Source organism: Actinomadura citrea (assembly GCF_013409045.1).
GTDB classification, from domain to species: domain Bacteria; phylum Actinomycetota; class Actinomycetes; order Streptosporangiales; family Streptosporangiaceae; genus Spirillospora; species Spirillospora citrea.
Genome location: NZ_JACCBT010000001.1, coordinates 7,695,997 through 7,712,975 on the forward strand (window position 1 = coordinate 7,695,997; position 16,979 = coordinate 7,712,975).

Consider the following 16,979-nt stretch of genomic DNA (forward strand, 5'->3'; position numbering starts at 1 on the left):
GGGGTCAGCTAGCCGGCGGGTCAGCCGGTGCCGAGCCGCCGGCGGACGTCGTCCAGCCGTCCGGCGATCGTGCCGTCGATGATCTCGTCCCCGATCTGGACCGACAGGCCGCCGATCGAGGTGGGGTCGATCTCGATGTTCAGATGTACTTCGTGGCCGTAGGCGGCGGCCAGCACCGCGGCGAGCCGCGTCCGCTGCTCCGCCGAAAGCGGCGCCGGCGTGCGGACCAGGGCGACCAGCCGCTGCCGTCGCTGGGCGACGAGCTTGCCGTAGTCGGCGAGCCCGCTTTCCAGGCTACGTCCTCGCGGCCGCAGCACCAGTTCGGTGACGAGCGTCAGCGTCGCGTCGGTGACCTTGCCCTCCACCAGCGCGTTGACCAGGCCGAGCTTGCGCTCGTCCGGCAGGCCGGGGTTGGCCAGGGCGCCGCGCAGATCCGGCTCCCCCTCGACGACCCTGGAGAACCGGAACAGCTCGTCCTCCAAGTCGTCGATCCGGCCGTCGGCCTCGGCGCGGGCGGACTCGGCGGTGACCGCGAGGATCTCCACCGCGTCCGACAGCTCCGACGGCCTGGACCAGCGCAGCCGGACGACGTCGGCGACCAGCCCGAGAGCGGCCGGCGACACCTTGCCCTCCAGCAGGATCTGGACGAGCTGCGCCTTCTCGGCACCGTCGCGCGCCGGGTCGGAGACCGCCCGCCGCAGGCCGTGCTCGCGGTCGATCAGGTGCAGCACCGCGAACAGGTCGCCGCCGAGCCGCGCCAGGTCGGCGGAGGAGATCGCGGCCTCCAGCCGTTCCCTGGCCTCGGCCAGCGACGCCCTGCTCACCGCTCCCGTGATGGTCATGATGTGATCTGCTCCTGGGTGCGAGCGCGTTCCTCGAGCTCCTCGAGGAACCGGTCGACGACCCGGCTCTGCCGCGCGCTGTCCTCGAGGGACTCGCCCACGACCCGTCCGGCCAGCTCGACCGACAGGGCCCCGATCTCGGCGCGCAGCGACTGCAGCGCCTGCTGCCGCTCGGCCTCGATCTGCGCCTTGGCGTTCTCGACGATGCGGCGCGCCTCGACCTGGGCCTGCTCCTTGGCCTGGGCGATGATCTGCGCGCCCTGCTCCTCGGCCTTGCGCCGCTCGTTCGACGCCTCGACCGCGGCCGCCTTCTGCTGGGCCTTGTACTGCTCAAGGACCTGCTGGGCCTCCTGTTGCGCCTGCTCGGCCCGTACGAGACCGCCCTCGATCGCCTCGGTCCGCTCCTCCAGCGTCTTCTGGATGCGCGGCGTGAGGATCTTGCCGAGGATGATCAGGACGACCAGGAACGAGAAGATGCCGACGACCAGCTCGAACGGGTGCGGAATGAGAGGGTTGTTCTCCTCCGCCGCCAGGACGGAAGCTGCTGTGATCATGTCTGCAGCCCTTCCTCAGGTTCGGACGGCTACTACTTGATGCCCTGGAAGATGAACGGCGCGACCAGGCCGATCAGGGCGAGCGCCTCGGTAAGGACGAAGCCCAGCAGCATGTTGGTGCGGATGACACCGGTCAGCTCGGGCTGGCGGGCGATGGCGTTCACGCCCTGGCCGAAGATGATGCCGACGCCGATGCCCGGGCCGATCGCCGCGAGGCCGTAACCGATCGAGGTGACGTTACCGCTGAGGGCAGCGAGGTCTCCCATGTTCTTTCCCTTTTCTGTCGGCCGACGGAAGCTCCGCCGGTCTGGGCTTACGAGGTTGTCCGATGGGGTCCGCGGAGCCGGGGGCGTCGCGTGCCCCGCGGTCTTAGTGGTCGGCTTCCAGGCCGCTCTGGATGTACATCGCGGCCAGCATGGTGAACAGGAACGCCTGCAGGAACTGGATCAGCAGCTCCAGCGCCGTCATGGCGATGGTGACGATCACGCCGATGATGCCGACGCCGAATCCGGCGACCGTGGGCTTCTCGAACAGGAACCAGAAGCCGACCAGGCTGAAGAACGCCAGGATCGTGTGGCCCGCGAACATGTTGGCGAAGAGCCGGACCGCGTGGGTGAACGGGGCCAGGACGAAGGTCGAGAGGTACTCGATCGGCACCAGCAGGAAGTAGACGGGCAGCGGCAGGCCGCCGGGGATCATGTTCGTGAAGTACCGGATCCCCTGGTGCCGCAGACCGAGGTAGATCTTGACGATGTAGACGAAGAGCGCCAGGACGATCGGGAACGCGATGTGCGAGGCGATCGGGAACTGGATGATCGGGACGACCGCGAAGATGTTCCAGATCCAGATCAGGAAGAACATCGACATGAGCATCGGCATCCACCGGTCGGTGTTCTTGCCGAGGAACGGGCGGGCGATCTCGTCCCGCACGAACATGTAGCCGACCTCGCCGAGGTTCTGCACGCCCCGCGGCACGAGCTTCGGCTTGGCGAAGGCGCTCCAGAAGAAGACGCAGACCACCAGCGACCCGACGACCGCGAAGACGACGGGCTTGGTCAGCCAAGCGGGGCCGCCGGCGAACAGGGGCGGGAAGTCGAACAGCTCTGGGCCGGGGGCCTGGAACTCATCTCCGCCGGAGGCGAGGACCGTCAGCGCGTTCACGCGGCGTTCCCTTCATCAATGTGGTGATGTTTCACGGAGGCTTCCTCGGCGGCGGGGCCGCTCAGGAGGAGTCGCGACCGAACTTCACGTAGACCAGGTAGACGGCGAGCACGATGCCGATGACCAGGCCGATCGGGACCAGCCAGGTCTGGTGCGTCCACTTGGACAGCAGCCACCCGAGACCGCCCCAGATGAGCATCCCGGAAAGGAGATAGCTGGGCGCGGACCAGGCGGCGTCGGCGAATTCCCGCTGGCCGTCCTCCGGCCGGCGTTTCTGCTCGCTCATCGCGCTCCGGACGATAGCAGGCCATGCCTGCGGTGGTCATATTGGAGTAGTCCGTCATGGGGGAGGACACCGTCCGCGAGCGCATCATCACGGACTCCGGTCCAGGACGTTCTCGGGGTCGTCAATGTAGGGCCTCCGCTGGAGGACGACTCGGAACTCGGCCGCGATCCAGATCAGCGCGAGCCCGATGACCGTCCAGCCGAAGACCTGGGTGTTGAAGATCGAGACACCGTCGATGACCGTGACCAGCACCATCACCGCGAGGATCTTCACCGCGTAGCTGGCGAGGGCGCCGAGCATCATGGTCTGCGCCGAGTACTTGGCGGCCCAGGAGACCACCACCGCGCTGAGCGAGAAGAAGGCGATCACCACGACGGAGGCCAGCGCCGCCGCCAGGGCGCCCTTGGCGCCGGCGGCCAGCAGGCCGATCACCACGGCGCCCACCCCGACGACCGACGTCGGGATCGCGGCGCCGCGGAGCATCCGGGCGTCGGAGGTATGCATGAGGGCTCCGGCTGGTCACGTTCAGTGGTCGTCTGTTGTTCGTGAAAGGTATCACAAGCGTCCGGAATGTCCACAATTACCCTAGAGGTAATGCGATCCGGCGCGCGCGACGCTACCGCGCGCGACACCCGCACGAGGGACTGTAGCCGAGCCTGCCCCGTGCCCACGCACGTTCGAGGCGCGCGAACCGGACGTGCCCGATGCCGTCCGGTGGCGCCCCGGCGCAGTTCAGACGGGCATCGAGGGGCGCTCGGCGGGCTGGTCGCCGGCGCCCGGGGCCTTCGCGCGGGCCGACCTGCGGCGACCGGGGATGCGGAGCATCAGCAGCACGCCCGCGACCGCGACGAGCAGGGTGGCGCCGAGGGTGATCCAGGCGGCGTCGAACAGCGCGAGGCCGACCAGCCCGGAGGCCAGCAGCCCGACCCAGAAGTACATGATCAGCACGGCGCGGCGGGTGGAGTGGCCGAGCTCCAGCAGCCGGTGGTGCAGGTGCTGCTTGTCCGGGGCGAACGGCGAGCGGCCCTGGTTGGTGCGCCGCCACACCGCGAGCAGCATGTCCATGAACGGCACCGCCGCCACCGCCGGGACGAGCAGCACCGGGACGAAGAACGGGAACAGGCCGTTGGCGAGGATGGCCGGGTCGAACTGCCCGGTCAGCATGATCGTGGAGGCGCTGAGCAGGAGCCCGATCAGCATCGAGCCGGTGTCGCCCATGAAGATCTTGGCCGGGCTGAAGTTGTGCGGCAGGAAACCCGCGCACATGCCGAACAGCACCGCGGCGATGAGGGTCGCGGCGCTCAGCGTGGTGAGCCCGTTCGTCCTCGACAGCAGGTAGGCGTAGGAGAACAGCGCCAGCGCGGCGATCCCGACGACGCCGGCGGCGAGGCCGTCCAGCCCGTCGATGAAGTTGACCGCGTTGATCGTGGCGACGACGACGAGGACGGTGAGCGGCACCCCGTAGGCGGGCGGCAGCGACAGCGAGTCGCCGGTCGGCAGCGGGATCACGTAGATCTGGATGCCCTGCATGATGAAGATCCCGGCGGCCGCGACCTGCCCGGCGAACTTGGTGAGCGCGTCCACCTCCCAGCGGTCGTCGGCGATCCCGATCAGCACGATCAGCCCGCCCGACAGCAGCAGCGCCTTGCTGACGCTGATCCCGCCGTCGCCGAGGACCTTGCGCATCTCCGGGAGCCCGGTCGCGACCACCAGCGCCGCCACCATCCCGCCGAACATCGCCAGGCCGCCGAGGCGGGGCGTCGGGATCACGTGCACGTCGCGGTCGCGCGGGACGGCCTGCGCGCCGAACCAGACGGCGAACCTGCGCACCGACGGCGTCAGCAGGTAGGCGACGAGAGCGGCGACCAGGATCGTGAGCAGGTACTCCCGCACTCCCCTGCGCCTCCCTTCGCCGATCAACGATGCCTACGTGCCCCGTCCGGGACGGAGTTCACCTTGGTAGACGACCCGCCGGGACGATCAGTTCACGTCGCGACCGGCCAACTGTAGTCCTCCCTGACGGTCGTCCGCGGCATATCGGGCACTACGGGTCCGCCGAACGCACATGATCCCGGCGCCGACGATCATGAGCGCGAGCCCGGCGAGGCACCGGTCGCCCAGCGAGAACGCCCACGGGCCGCTCGCCGCGACGTCGTCCCCGGCGTCGGCGACGACGAGCAGCGTCCCGGCGGCGGCCAGGCCGGCGCCGGTCCCCCGCGGCGGCGCGGGGCGGCGCGCGAGCAGGGGCACGGCGGCGAGCCCGAGGGCCAGGACGGCGGTGCCCGTCCAGTGGCCCGTCCAGCGCGGCGGGACGTACCGCGGCGGCGGGACGGCGATCGCGTGCTTGGGCAGCCGGACCCGGATCCTCATCCCCTCGTGCGGGGCGAGCGCGTTCTGGACGAAGTCGATGGCGTACGGGCCGTCGCGGTCGCGCAGGCACCGGGTCGTCACGCCGGGCGCGCCCGCCCGGCAGGTCGCGTGCCGCAGCGGCACCGGCGCCTGCACCCGGACCGCCGCGTTCCCGATGGGGACGTCCCAGTTCGTCCCGATCGCGTCCCACAGCAGGTCGTCGTGGTCGGCGCGCGGGGTGAACACGCGGCGCACCTCGTACTCGATCACGTAGGCCTGGCGGCCGCGGACCTCGCGGTGCCGGTCGCCGATGCTGATCTGCACGTCGTGCAGGAACCGGGTCGTGCGGACGCGGGCCGGCGCGCCGGTGGAGGAGCTGCTGCTGACGCCCCGGACCTCGTAGAGGCGGTCGCCGCGGCGGAACGGCACGTGCCGGACGATCCCGTGCTCCCCCGCCCGGTCGAAGTCGTAGGTGATCGTCTCCCGCACGTACAGCACGCCGTCGGTACCGATGGTGAGGACGACGTCGTAGGCCGGGATGCTCTCGCCGCGGTAGGCCGGCTCGGGAGGCGGCGCGACACCGGAGGCTCCGGGCGCGGGCTCGGCGCCCGCCTCCCGTCCGGCGCAGGCGGGCAGCCCGAGCACGAGGAACAGCAGCACACCCGCGATGATCGCGGAGCGCCGGACACGGCCAGGCACGTCGGGCATGTTTCCACCGTTGCCGTGATCGTGTCGGTGTAACGCCCCCGATCCGCCCGCCGGGTAAGCCCTTTGCCCCCTGCACGGACGGTCAGAGGAGCCTTGGACGCGTCCAGCGCCGGATCGGTTCGCCGAACCGCCGGATTCGGCCTGCCCCGGTCAGATGTGGCTCCCCGCCAAAAATCGCTGGTAAGGGGCTGCTAGGTTGTCGCTCGCTAACCCCCCAATTCGAACACGGAGGGACCTATGCGGCGAATCGCTGCAGTAGCCCTGACCGCCGGCACGCTGATGGCCGGCATGGCCGCCGTCGGCGCCCCCGCCGAAGCCGCCGCCACCGGCAGCTGGAAGCCGTACGACTCCTACAGCCACGTGGCCTCCTACGGGACCTACACCCGGAGCGGCGGCAGCACCTCCGTCACGGGCTACCTCCTCGACGACAAGACCAACGGCTGGACCTCCTGCGTGCGCTTCAAGTTCACCGAGGGCTCCAAGGTGTACTGGTCACGCTTCAAGATCATCGGCGTGACGTCCAGCGGCACCCGTTACAACTTCGACGGCAAGGCCAAAGTCAAGATCAGCGTGAAGTCGTCCTACGGCAGCCACATGTGGGTGCAGGAGTGCGGCCGGAACAAGAAGACCGGCAAGTACTACTACGGCAAGGGCAAGCAGATCTTCTGATCCGCCCCCCTTTCCGTCTGACGACACAGGCCCCGCCCGACCCGGCGGGGCCTTCGCGTTTCTCGGGCCGCGCCGCCTCCGGCACACCGGCCCAGATCGAACGGATCTTGCCGGCCCGCCCGTCAGTCGGTGCCGGGTTCGTCCTTGTGGAGGGACGGCTTGGGGTTCGGGGCAGGGGATTCCTGGAGGGGCTCAGAGGGCTCTTGAGGGGTCTGCGGAGGTTCTTCCTTGGTGAGGGAAGGCTTGGCCGCCTCGGCGGTGGAGGGGGCCTCTGCGGGCGTCTCGGGCTCGTCCTCTTCGGTGAGCAGGACGCCGACCACGGCGCGGATCTTGTCCTCGGGGACGGCGCCGGCGCGCAGGAGGCGGGGCACGGAGCCGGTCAGGTCGATGATCGTGGACGGGTCGGCGTGGCCGGCGGCGCCGCCGTCCAGGTAGACCGCGACCGAGTCGCCCAGCATCTTCTCGGCCTCGTCGACCGTGCGGGCGGCGGGGCGGCCGGACAGGTTCGCGCTGCTGACGGCGAGAGGGCCCGTCTCCTTGAGCAGTTGGACGGCGAGCTCGTGCATCGGCATCCGGATGGCGACGGTGCCCTTGGTCTCGCCGAGGTCCCACATGAGGTTGGGGTTGGCTCGGCAGACGAGGGTCAGCGCGCCAGGCCAGAACTCGTCGATGAGGTCCTGCCCGTAGGTGCCGAGGTCGTCCACGAGGGCCGTGGCGGCGCGGACGGAGCCGACCAGCACCGGCGGCGGCATCTCGCGGCCGCGGCCCTTGGCGTCCAGGAGGGCGGTCACGGCGGGCGGCATGAAGGCGTCCACGCCGACGCCGTACACGGTGTCGGTCGGCAGGACGATCAGCTCGCCGCGCCGGACGGCCGAGAAGGCCTCGGCGATCCCCCGGGTGCGCTCCATCGGCTCAGAGCAGTCGTAACGTCGGCTCACGGTCGCCCGTCTTCCCATCTGCACAGCGCTCGTCCGGTTTGGCACCGCCCAGGATAGCGGGGCTAGTCGGCGGCCAGACGCGCGGTGACGAAGCGGTCCCGGTTCGCCAGGTCGCGGCGGTTGCGCACGTCGCGCCAGCCGTGCTCCTCCGCGAAGACCCAGTAGACGCCGTTGCCCTGCAGATCGCTGTGCTCGACGGCCGCGTAGCCGCCGGGCCGCAGGAGGCGGCGGGCGGTGCGCTCCACCACGCGGATCGCGTCCAGGCCGTCGTCGCCGCCGCCCCACAGGGCGTCGGCGGGGTCGTGGTCGCGGACGTCGCGCGGGACGTACTCCCACTCGCTCATCGGGATGTACGGGGGGTTGCTGACGACGAGGTCGACGGTGCCGTCCAGCTCGGTGAGCGCGGCGGCGAAGTCGTCCAGGTGCAGGCGGACGCGGCCCCGCTCGTCCAGCTCCTCCACGTTGCGGGTCGCGTGGACGAAGGCGGTCGGGTCCTTCTCGACGGCGTGGACGCGGGCGCGGGGGGCCTCCAGCGCGATGGACAGCGCGATCGCGGCGGAGCCGGTGCCGAGGTCGACGACGAGGGGGTCGCGGACGTCCATGTCGCGCAGCGTCTCCAGTGCCCAGCCGACCATCACCTCGGTCTCCGGGCGCGGCACGAACACGCCGGGCCCGACCTTCATCTCCAGGTAGCGGAAGAACGCCCGGCCGGTGATGTGCTGCAGCGGCTCCCCCGCCTCGCGGCGCGCGACGAACTCCCAGAACCGGGCGTCGAACGCGCTGTCGGGGACGCCGTGCAGCTCCGAGCGCCGCACCCGGTGCACGGCCGCCGCGAGCTCCTCGGCGTCGGCGCGGGGCGAGGCGGCGCCCGCGTCGGCGAGCCGCGCGGTGGCCCTGGCGATCTCGTCGAGCAGCAGGTTCATGATCCTTGTGCTTCGGCCAGGCGGCGTTCCATCTCGGCGTCGACCAGCGCCTGGGTGACGTTCTGGAGGTCGCCGTCCAGCACCTGGTCGAGGTTGTAGGCCTTGTAGCCGACCCGGTGGTCGGAGATCCGGTTCTCCGGGTAGTTGTAGGTGCGCACCCGCTCGGAGCGGTCCACGGTGCGGACCTGGCTCTTGCGCTCGGCGGAGGCGGCCGCGTCGGCCTCCTCCTGCGCCATCGCCAGCAGCCGGGACCGCAGGATGCGCAGCGCCTGCTCCTTGTTCTGCAGCTGGCTCTTCTCGTTCTGGCAGGAGACGACGACGCCGGTCGGCAGGTGCGTGATGCGGACCGCGGAGTCGGTCGTGTTGACGCTCTGCCCGCCCGGCCCGGACGAGCGGTACACGTCGATGCGCAGGTCGTTCGGGTCGATCTGGACGTCGACGTCCTCGGCCTCGGGCGTCACCAGGACGCCGACGGCGCTGGTGTGGATGCGCCCCTGCGACTCGGTCGCGGGCACCCGCTGCACCCGGTGGACGCCGCCCTCGAACTTCAGCCGCGTCCAGACCCCGTCCTCCTGGGCGCCCCTGGCCTTCACCGCGACCGTGACGTCCTTGTATCCGCCGAGGTCGGAGGGGTGGGAGTCGAGGATCTCGGTCTTCCAGCCGACGCGCTCGGCGTAGCGGAGGTACATCCGCAGCAGGTCGCCGGCGAACAGCGCCGACTCCTCGCCGCCCTCACCCGCCTTGACCTCCAGGATGACGTCCTTGCCGTCGCTCGGGTCGCGCGGGACGAGCAGCCGCCGCAGCCGCTCCTCCAGTTCCGCGCGGCGCTTTCCGAGGTCCTCGGCCTCGGCGGCGAACGCGGCGTCCTCGCCGGCCAGCTCACGGGCGGTGCCGAGGTCGTCCTCGGTCGCGGACAGCTCGCGGTGCGTCTCGACGATCGGGCGCAGCTCCGCGTAACGCTTGCCGAGCTTGCGCGCCAGGCTCTGGTCGGCATGGACGGACGGGTCGGCGAGCCGTTCCTCGATGCCCGCGTATTCGCTGATCAGATCGTCGAGATTCACGCTGTGTCCTGGCCCGTTGCGGCGCGGGGACGGGCGCCCCCGCACCGGTTTCGGACGGCCCGGGAACCTGTGAGTCCCCGGGCCGCCCCTGATGTCCGCCGTGCGGTTCGCCCTACTTGTCGGCCTTCTTCTTGCCGAAGCGCTGCTCGAAGCGCGCGACCCGGCCGCCGGTGTCGAGGATCTTCTGCTTGCCCGTGTAGAACGGGTGGCAGTTCGAGCACACGTCCGCGTGGATCACGCCGTTGGCGGCGGTGCTGCGGGTCTCGAAGGTGTTGCCGCACGTACACGTCACGGTCGTGACGACGTAGTTCGGGTGGATGTCGGGCTTCATGGGTTCTCCTCGCCTCAGGCGGTCGCCGGGCGCCCCCGAATCCGCATGGCGATGCCATGGGAGATGTGGGAGGCGTGAACCGGTACCGCAGCGGTTGCACACCAAGTGTGCCAGATACCCGAACGCGGCGAGGTCACCGGGCATTCCCGATCTAGGGGCCACCCACCCGGGCCGGGCGGGTGGAAGGCGCTCTGGCGCCTGGAGGCCGGACGAGCACGAAGACCTCAGCCGTGGCGTGAGGACCGCCCGGCTCGTGACGGGGGTTCCAGGGGGTCGCCCCCTGGGAAGACACGGCTAGCTCAGCCCCAGGTAGGCCAGCACCGCCATGACGCGGCGGTGCCCGCCCTGCGCCGGCTGCAGGCCCAGCTTCATGAAGATGTTGGAGATGTGCTTCTCCACGGCGCCCTCGGTGACGACGAGGTCCGCGGCGATGGCGCCGTTCGAGCGTCCCTGCGCCATCAGCCCGAGCACCTCGCGCTCGCGCGGGGTCAGCGTCTCCAGCGGGTCGCCGGTGCGGCGCCGGCCGAGGAGCTGCCCGATCACCTCGGGGTCGATGACCGTCCCGCCGGCGGCGATGCGGCGCACCGCATCGATGAACTCCTCGACGTCCGACACCCGCTCCTTCAGCAGGTAGCCGACGCCCTGGGCGCCGCCGCCGATGAGGTCCGTGGCGTAGCGCTCCTCCACGTACTGGGACAGGACGAGGATCGGCGTGCCCGGGCGGCGCTCCCGGACGGCGAGGGCCGCGCGCAGCCCCTCGTCGGTGAACGAGGGCGGCATCCGGACGTCCACGATGGCGAGGTCGGGGGCGTGCTCCTCGACGAGCCCGGGCAGCCCCGGGCCGTCGCCCACGGTCGCCACCGTCTCGATCCCGGCGTCGGCGAGCAGCCGGACGAGCCCTTCCCGCAACAGCACCGAGTCCTCGGCGATCACTACCCGCATCCGCCCATTATCGGGCTCGGCGCGGCGCCGCGTGCCGCGATCACCACGTGCAGGGCAGATCCGCCCGGATGATCGTGGGGCCGCCGGGCGGGCTGTCCACGATCAGCAGGCCGTCGATCGTCGCCGCCCGGTCGGCCAGCCCGGCCAGGCCGCCCTCCGGCCGCGCGACCGCGCCGCCCATCCCGTTGTCGATCACTTCGACGACCACCCAGCGGTCCTCGCGGACCACGCGGACGGACGCGCGGGTCGCGCGGGCGTACTTGGCGATGTTGGCCAGCGACTCGGCGACGATGAAGTAGGCGATGCTCTCGACCGCCGCCGGCGGGCGCTCCGGCAGGTCGACCTCCACCTCGACGGGGACGGGGGCGCGCCCGGCCAGCCCGGACAGCGCCGGGTCCAGACCGCGGTCGGTGAGGATCGCCGGGTAGATCCCGCGGGCGAGGTCGCGCAGCTCGGAGATCGCCTCCCGGGTGCCCGCGTGGGCCTGCTCGATCAGCGCCCGCGCGCCCTCGGGGTCCTCGTCCAGCTTGGCGCGGGCGCGGCCGATGTCCATCGCCACGGCCAGCAGCCGCTGCTGCGCCCCGTCGTGCAGGTCCCGCTCGATGCGGCGCCGCTCGAACTCGGCCGCGTCCACCCCGCGGGCGCGGCTGGCCCGCAGGTGCTCGGTCCGCTCGCGCAGCGCGGCGTTCTCGGCCTGCGACGGGCTCGGGCCCAGCATCAGCGCGGCGAACGCGGCGTGCCCCATCGCCATGACGCGCGTCACGTACATCGCCGGGACGAGGAGCACCAGGCCGAGGAGCGACATCGGCAGCGCCTCGACGGGGTTGCCCGCCCAGTACGAGACCCCGAAGTTGATCTCGGCGCCGCCGCCCGCCGCCACGATCGCCGGGAGGAACAGCAGCGTGCCCGTCCCGGCCCACGCCGTCACCGACACGACGAACTCCACCAGCGTGATCGGGAACAGCACGGCCAGGTAGGCCAGGTCCTTCCAGGTGGCCGGGTCCCCCGCCATCGCCTTGAGCTTGGCCAGCGGGTTGCGGCCCTCCGGCACGCGCCGGTAGGGGCTCGGGATCCGGACGCCGAACGCCGCCAGGACGAACCGCCGCTCCAGCACCGCGCCGAACCGCCAGGCGAGCATCAGCAGCGCCAGCAGCGGGAGGCCCACCCAGATGATCAGCAGTGCGACCGACAGGGTCAGCCCGACGGCGAGGACGACGAACCAGCCGAGCCCCCAGGCCAGGCTGACGCCCAGATACACCGCCGAACGCCAGGTCAGCGAGGACTTCACCATCGCGAGCGGATGCCAGGACCGGTTCATGACGGACGTCGACCCGCCGCCGGCCCGTGTCGCCGTCGCCCACCGCGCCGCGGCCCACTGGACGGCGGCGCCGCCCACCGCACCGCCGTCCTTGCTCAGCTCGCCCACGTCGTCCCTCCGTGCCGCTCCGACCTGCGTTGGCCCTTCCGTCCTACGTGTCAAGCGTGCCGGGTGCGGGGCGGGGCCGCCATGACGTCCGCCGCCCGATCAGAGGTGGGGCTAACCCCACCCTCCCCCTGCCGCGCGGCCCGCCCGCGGGACGGCGACGCCCCCGCCCGGAGGACCGGACGGGGGCGTGCGCGGCGCGTCTCAGCGATCGTCGGAGACGGTCGTCTTCTGCACCTGGAGCAGGAACTCGGCGTTGGACTTGGTCTCCTTCATCTTCTCGATGAGGAGCTCCAGCGCCTGCTGCGTGTCGAGCGCGTGCAGCACCCGGCGCAGCTGCCAGACGACCCGCAGCTCCTCCGGAGCCATGAGGATCTCCTCCTTGCGGGTGGAGGACTGGTCGACGTCCACCGCCGGGAAGATCCGCTTGTCCGCGAGCGACCGGTTGAGCTTCAGCTCCATGTTGCCGGTGCCCTTGAACTCCTCGAAGATGACCTCGTCCATGCGGGACCCGGTCTCCACCAGCGCGGTGGCGAGGATCGTCAGCGAGCCGCCGTTCTCGATGTTGCGCGCCGCGCCGAAGAACCGCTTCGGCGGGTACAGCGCGGTCGAGTCGACACCGCCGGACAGGATGCGGCCGGACGCGGGCGCCGCCAGGTTGTAGGCCCGGCCCAGGCGGGTGATCGAGTCGAGCAGCACCACGACGTCGTGGCCGAGCTCCACGAGCCGCTTGGCGCGCTCGATGGCCAGCTCCGCGACCGTGGTGTGGTCCTCGGCGGGACGGTCGAAGGTCGAGTGGATGACCTCGCCCTTCACCGTCCGCTGCATGTCGGTGACCTCTTCCGGACGCTCGTCCACGAGGACGACCATCAGGTGGCACTCCGGGTTGTTCTTGGTGATCGCGTTGGCGATCGCCTGGAGCACCATCGTCTTGCCGGCCTTCGGCGGCGACACGATCAGGCCGCGCTGGCCCTTGCCGATCGGCGACACCAGGTCGATGATCCGGGTCGTCAGGATGCCCGCGTCGGACTCCAGGCGCAGCCGCTCCTGCGGGTACAGCGGGGTCAGCTTGCTGAAGTCGACGCGGCCCTTGGCCTGGTCGGGCTCCACCCCGTTGACGGTGTCGAGGCGGACCAGCGCGTTGAACTTCTCGCGCCGCTCGCCCTCGCGCGCCTGCCGGACGGCGCCGGTGATGACGTCGCCCTTGCGCAGCCCGTTCTTGCGGACCTGCGCCAGCGAGACGTACACGTCGTTCGGGCCGGGCAGGTAGCCGGTCGTCCGGACGAAGGCGTAGTTGTCGAGGATGTCGAGGATGCCCGCGACGGGGATGAGGACGTCGTCCTCGGTGACCACCGGCTCCTCGTAGCGCTCGCGGCCACGGCCGCGGTTGCGCTCCCGGAACCGGCGCCCGCGACGGCCCCGGCCGCCGCCGTCGTCATCGTCGTGCTGGCCGCCGCCGCCCTGACCGCCGCCGCCACCCTGACCGCGCTGGCGGCCGCCGCCCTGGTCACCGCGGTCACCACGCTCACCGCGGTCACCACGGTCGCCGCGGTCGCCCCTGTCGCCACGCTCACCACGGTCGCCCCGCTCGCCCCGGTCGCGGCCCTCGCCGCGCTCCCGGCTGCCGCGCTGCCGCTGGCGGCCGCCGCCTTCCCGGCCCTCGCGGCCGTCGCGGTTGCCGTCCCGGCCGCCCTGCGACTCGCCGTCCTCGGCGTTCTGCTCGCGACCCTGCTCGCGCCCCTGGTCCCGGCTCTGCCGGTCGCCGCGTCCCTCGGAAGCTCCCCGCTCCTGCTTCTCGCCCCGCTGCCGACCGCCCTGCCGGTCGGCCTTCTCCTGCTTGTCGCCCTGGACGGCCTTCTCGGCCGTGCCGGACTGCGCCTCGGGCGCGGCCGCGTTCTCGGACGCGGGCGCGGCCACGGGCGCGGCGTCGGCGATGGTGACCTGCTCGTCGGGCACCTCGCGCTTGGCCGCGGCGCGGCCGCGGCGCGGCCGCTCGGCCGTCACCGGGGCAGCGGCTCCCTGCTCGCCCCCCGCCGAGCCCTGCCCCTGGCCGCCCTGCTTCTCCTGAATGGCGGCGATGAGCTGGCTCTTGCGCATCCCGGTCGTGCCGGTGATGCCGAGGCTGGACGCGAGTGCCTTGAGCTCGGGGAGCACCATGGCCGACAGGCCGGTGCCGCGGCGGCGCCGGGGGGCGGCGGGCTCCGCGCCGGCCGGAGCGGCGGCGGGTTCCGTGCTGGTTGCGTCCGTAAGGAGTTCGCTGGATTCGCTCACTAAGGGTCCTTCCCAGGGCGCGGGCGTTGGCCGGCGTTCGGCCAGTCGACCCGGTGGTGCGGCCCGGCGGGGGCGCCGGATCGGGCTCCGCTGATCACGATGGAACCGGGATCTGCGTGTTCTGGGCACAGCCAGATGGTGGACGGGACGTTCCGCTCGTGCGTGTCCCCGGTACCGCCACGTCCGAAGTTTCGCTGGAATGCCTGACAACGGGAAGTCACGGTGTCGGGGAGCCTGGTACGCGGGACCGACACGACCGGAGGGCCGAAAAGGTGACGCGCGGCTGACGAGCACGCTGCCCCGAACGGGGCATCTGGTGCGGCAATCAGCCTAACATCACCAGGGCACACTGCTATTCCCCAGAGGTCGATGTCTTCGCATTTTACCTAGCGAGATCCTGCCGGACCTGCACCGGCCGGAGCGACGCGCGTCCCCCGCCCCCGGCGCCGCCGTCAGTCCCGGTTACTCGGATTCTCCGGTCATCACGCGTGCGCCGCGGGTCGCGACGTCCAACGGGTGCTCGTGCCAGCCTTTACCCACTTCGCCGCCCATCGAATCAACCTGCGATGCGGTTGTGAAGGCCAGGACAGTGGGCCCCGCGCCGGAAATCACCGCCGGCACGCCCGCGTCCCGCAGCCGCGCGACGAGTGCCGCCGATTCGGGCATGGCCGGGGCGCGGTAGTCCTGGTGGAGCCGGTCCTCGGTCGCGTCGAGCAGGATGCCGGCGTCCAGGCCGCCGGTGAGGGCCGCGACGAGCAGCGCGGCGCGTCCCGCGTTGGCGGCGGCGTCCCCGTGCGGGACGGTCTCGGGCAGCAGGCCGCGGGCCCGCTCCGTCGCGAGCCGCTGCTCGGGAACGAAGGCGACAACCTGCCTGACCTGCGACTCCAGCCGCACCGACCGGGGGCCGCCAGGCGTCGTCCAGGCGACGGTCAGGCCGCCGGCGAGGCACGGCGCCACGTTGTCGGGGTGCCCCTCGATCTCCGTCGCGAGGCGCAGCGCCCCGGCGTCGTCGAGGAGCTTCCCGGCGGGGTGCAGCGCGCGGCCCGCGACGATCCCGGCGACGATCGCGGCCGACGAGGAGCCGAGGCCGCGGCTGTGCGGGATGCGGTTGCGGCAGCGCAGCCGGAGCCCGTCCGGGCGGGCGGGACCGGTTCCGGCCAGGTCGTCCAGCACGTCGAAGGTCCGCCGCAACACCCGCACGATCAGGTGCCGCTCGGCGCGGTCGGCGACCTCGGCGCCCTCGCCGTCCACCTCGATGGACAGACCCGCCCCGGTCGCCTCGACCTCGACGTCGTCGTGCAGGTCCAGCGCAAGGCCGAGCGAGTCGAATCCCGGGCCCAGGTTGGCGCTGGTGGCGGGCGTCCGCACCAGCACCGGGCCGTCCTGCCAGCCCACCTCAGGTGAGGCCGAGCTCGGACGCGGCGGAGTGCGCGTCGACCTTGATGGTCGTCGGCGCGGGCGCCCCGGAGATGGCCCAGTCGGGGTCCTTGAGGCCGTTGCCCGTCACCGTGCAGACGACCCTGGATCCGGCCGCGAGCCCGCCACGCTCGCTCACCTGCAGCAGGCCGGCGACGCTCGCCGCGGAGGCGGGCTCCACGAAGACGCCCTCCTCCCGGGCGAGGAGCCGGTAGGCGGCGAGGATCTGCCGGTCGGTGACCGAGTCGATCGCGCCGCCGGACTCGTCACGCGCGGCGACCGCGAGGTCCCACGAGGCGGGGTTGCCGATGCGGATCGCGGTGGCGATGGTCTGCGGCTTCAGGACGGGCTCGCCCTTCACGAACGGCGCCGCGCCGCTCGCCTGGAAGCCCAGCATGCGCGGGGTGCGCGAGGCGGCGCCGTCCTTGGCGTACTCCTTGTAGCCCATCCAGTACGCGGAGATGTTTCCGGCGTTGCCGACGGGCAGGCAGTGGACGTCGGGCGCGTCGCCGAGCGTGTCCACGATCTCGAACGCGGCCGTCTTCTGGCCCTGCAGCCGGTACTTGTTGACCGAGTTGACGAGCGCCACCGGGTAGTCGACCGACAGCTTGCGCGCCAGTTCGAGGCAGTCGTCGAAGTTGCCGTCCACCTGGAGGAGCCGGGCGCCGTGCACCAGCGCCTGCGCCAGCTTGCCCATCGCGATCTTGCCGTTGGGCACCAGGACCGCGCAGGTCATCCCGGCCCGCACCGCGTACGCGGCGGCGGACGCGGAGGTGTTGCCGGTCGAGGCGCAGATGACGGCCTTGGCGCCGTCCTCGGCGGCCTTGCTGATCGCCATCGTCATGCCGCGGTCCTTGAACGACCCGGTCGGGTTGGCGCCCTCGACCTTGAGGAACACCTCGCAACGGGTCAACTGGGAGAGCCGCTGGGCGGGCACCAGGGGGGTACCGCCCTCCAGCAGGGTGACGACGGGCGTCGCGTCCGTCACCGGAAGCCGGTCGCGGTACTCCTCGATAATGCCGCGCCACGCGCGGGCGTTCGCGTTCACTCGGTCTCCTCGGCTGACCTGCGATGTTCGCCCGGAGTCTACCGGGACCGGCCCCGC

Annotated in this window: 18 protein-coding genes; 1 reads left to right on the top strand and 17 read right to left on the bottom strand. The window is 71.8% G+C overall.

The window, feature by feature from the left end:
• Window positions 1-20: 20 nt before the first annotated feature.
• The 8 genes from BJ999_RS35255 to BJ999_RS35290 all read right to left on the bottom strand — a co-directional run bounded on the left by BJ999_RS35255 (window position 21) and on the right by BJ999_RS35290 (window position 5,900).
• Window positions 21-842, bottom strand: a complete 822-nt coding sequence (locus tag BJ999_RS35255; RefSeq protein WP_179837267.1) for a F0F1 ATP synthase subunit delta — start codon at window positions 840-842, stop codon at window positions 21-23.
• Entirely contained in the window at window positions 839-1,396 is a 558-nt protein-coding gene (locus BJ999_RS35260; protein WP_179837268.1) for a F0F1 ATP synthase subunit B, read from the bottom strand. Before BJ999_RS35260 ends, BJ999_RS35255 begins: the two co-directional genes overlap by 4 nt.
• Window positions 1,397-1,428: 32 nt before the next feature.
• Window positions 1,429-1,662: an ATP synthase F0 subunit C gene (gene atpE / locus BJ999_RS35265; protein WP_089310093.1), complete on the bottom strand. Its 234-nt coding sequence runs from the start codon at window positions 1,660-1,662 to the stop codon at window positions 1,429-1,431.
• 103 nt (window positions 1,663-1,765) lie between these two features.
• Window positions 1,766-2,557: a F0F1 ATP synthase subunit A gene (atpB, locus tag BJ999_RS35270; protein WP_179837269.1), complete on the bottom strand. Its 792-nt coding sequence runs from the start codon at window positions 2,555-2,557 to the stop codon at window positions 1,766-1,768.
• A 61-nt stretch (window positions 2,558-2,618) separates the two neighbouring features.
• Window positions 2,619-2,843 (bottom strand): AtpZ/AtpI family protein, encoded by a 225-nt coding sequence (locus tag BJ999_RS35275; protein WP_179837270.1) that lies wholly within the window; start codon window positions 2,841-2,843, stop codon window positions 2,619-2,621.
• Window positions 2,844-2,930: 87 nt separating this feature from the next.
• Entirely contained in the window at window positions 2,931-3,347 is a 417-nt protein-coding gene (locus BJ999_RS35280) for a Cg1360 family ATP-synthase-associated protein (protein ID WP_179837271.1), read from the bottom strand.
• 228 nt (window positions 3,348-3,575) lie between these two features.
• Entirely contained in the window at window positions 3,576-4,736 is a 1,161-nt protein-coding gene (locus BJ999_RS35285) for an MraY family glycosyltransferase (protein WP_179837272.1), read from the bottom strand.
• Between the two features lie 87 nt (window positions 4,737-4,823).
• Complete coding sequence (locus tag BJ999_RS35290) at window positions 4,824-5,900, bottom strand: DUF2207 domain-containing protein (RefSeq protein WP_179837273.1); 1,077 nt, start codon at window positions 5,898-5,900, stop codon at window positions 4,824-4,826.
• A gap of 237 nt (window positions 5,901-6,137) precedes the next feature.
• On the opposite strand from BJ999_RS35290, the gene BJ999_RS35295 reads away from it, so the two are divergent.
• Complete coding sequence (locus BJ999_RS35295; RefSeq protein WP_179837274.1) at window positions 6,138-6,569, top strand: hypothetical protein; 432 nt, start codon at window positions 6,138-6,140, stop codon at window positions 6,567-6,569.
• Between the two features lie 122 nt (window positions 6,570-6,691).
• Here the strand turns inward: BJ999_RS35295 and BJ999_RS35300 are convergent, their stop codons facing one another.
• The 9 genes from BJ999_RS35300 to thrC form a co-directional block, all read right to left on the bottom strand.
• A complete protein-coding gene (locus BJ999_RS35300) occupies window positions 6,692-7,507 on the bottom strand; it encodes an L-threonylcarbamoyladenylate synthase (RefSeq protein ID WP_179837275.1) in 816 nt (271 codons plus the stop codon).
• A 62-nt stretch (window positions 7,508-7,569) separates the two neighbouring features.
• Window positions 7,570-8,430 (bottom strand): peptide chain release factor N(5)-glutamine methyltransferase, encoded by an 861-nt coding sequence (gene prmC, locus BJ999_RS35305; RefSeq protein WP_179837276.1) that lies wholly within the window; start codon window positions 8,428-8,430, stop codon window positions 7,570-7,572.
• Window positions 8,427-9,491 carry a peptide chain release factor 1 gene (gene prfA / locus BJ999_RS35310; protein WP_179837277.1) on the bottom strand — a complete coding sequence of 355 codons (1,065 nt, stop codon included), beginning with the start codon at window positions 9,489-9,491 and terminating at the stop codon, window positions 8,427-8,429. Before prfA ends, prmC begins: the two co-directional genes overlap by 4 nt.
• A 112-nt stretch (window positions 9,492-9,603) precedes the next feature.
• Window positions 9,604-9,822 (bottom strand): 50S ribosomal protein L31, encoded by a 219-nt coding sequence (gene rpmE / locus BJ999_RS35315; RefSeq protein ID WP_173396406.1) that lies wholly within the window; start codon window positions 9,820-9,822, stop codon window positions 9,604-9,606.
• Between the two features lie 294 nt (window positions 9,823-10,116).
• Window positions 10,117-10,764, bottom strand: coding sequence for a response regulator transcription factor (locus BJ999_RS35320; RefSeq protein WP_179837278.1), 648 nt, complete (start codon window positions 10,762-10,764; stop codon window positions 10,117-10,119).
• A gap of 40 nt (window positions 10,765-10,804) precedes the next feature.
• Window positions 10,805-12,190: a sensor histidine kinase gene (locus BJ999_RS35325; RefSeq protein WP_229809977.1), complete on the bottom strand. Its 1,386-nt coding sequence runs from the start codon at window positions 12,188-12,190 to the stop codon at window positions 10,805-10,807.
• Window positions 12,191-12,391: 201 nt separating this feature from the next.
• A complete protein-coding gene (gene rho, locus BJ999_RS35330) occupies window positions 12,392-14,458 on the bottom strand; it encodes a transcription termination factor Rho (RefSeq protein ID WP_179837279.1) in 2,067 nt (688 codons plus the stop codon).
• A 462-nt stretch (window positions 14,459-14,920) separates the two neighbouring features.
• Complete coding sequence (gene thrB, locus BJ999_RS35335; protein ID WP_229809978.1) at window positions 14,921-15,832, bottom strand: homoserine kinase; 912 nt, start codon at window positions 15,830-15,832, stop codon at window positions 14,921-14,923.
• Between the two features lie 22 nt (window positions 15,833-15,854).
• Complete coding sequence (gene thrC / locus BJ999_RS35340; RefSeq protein WP_179837281.1) at window positions 15,855-16,922, bottom strand: threonine synthase; 1,068 nt, start codon at window positions 16,920-16,922, stop codon at window positions 15,855-15,857.
• Between the last annotated feature and the right edge of the window lie 57 nt (window positions 16,923-16,979).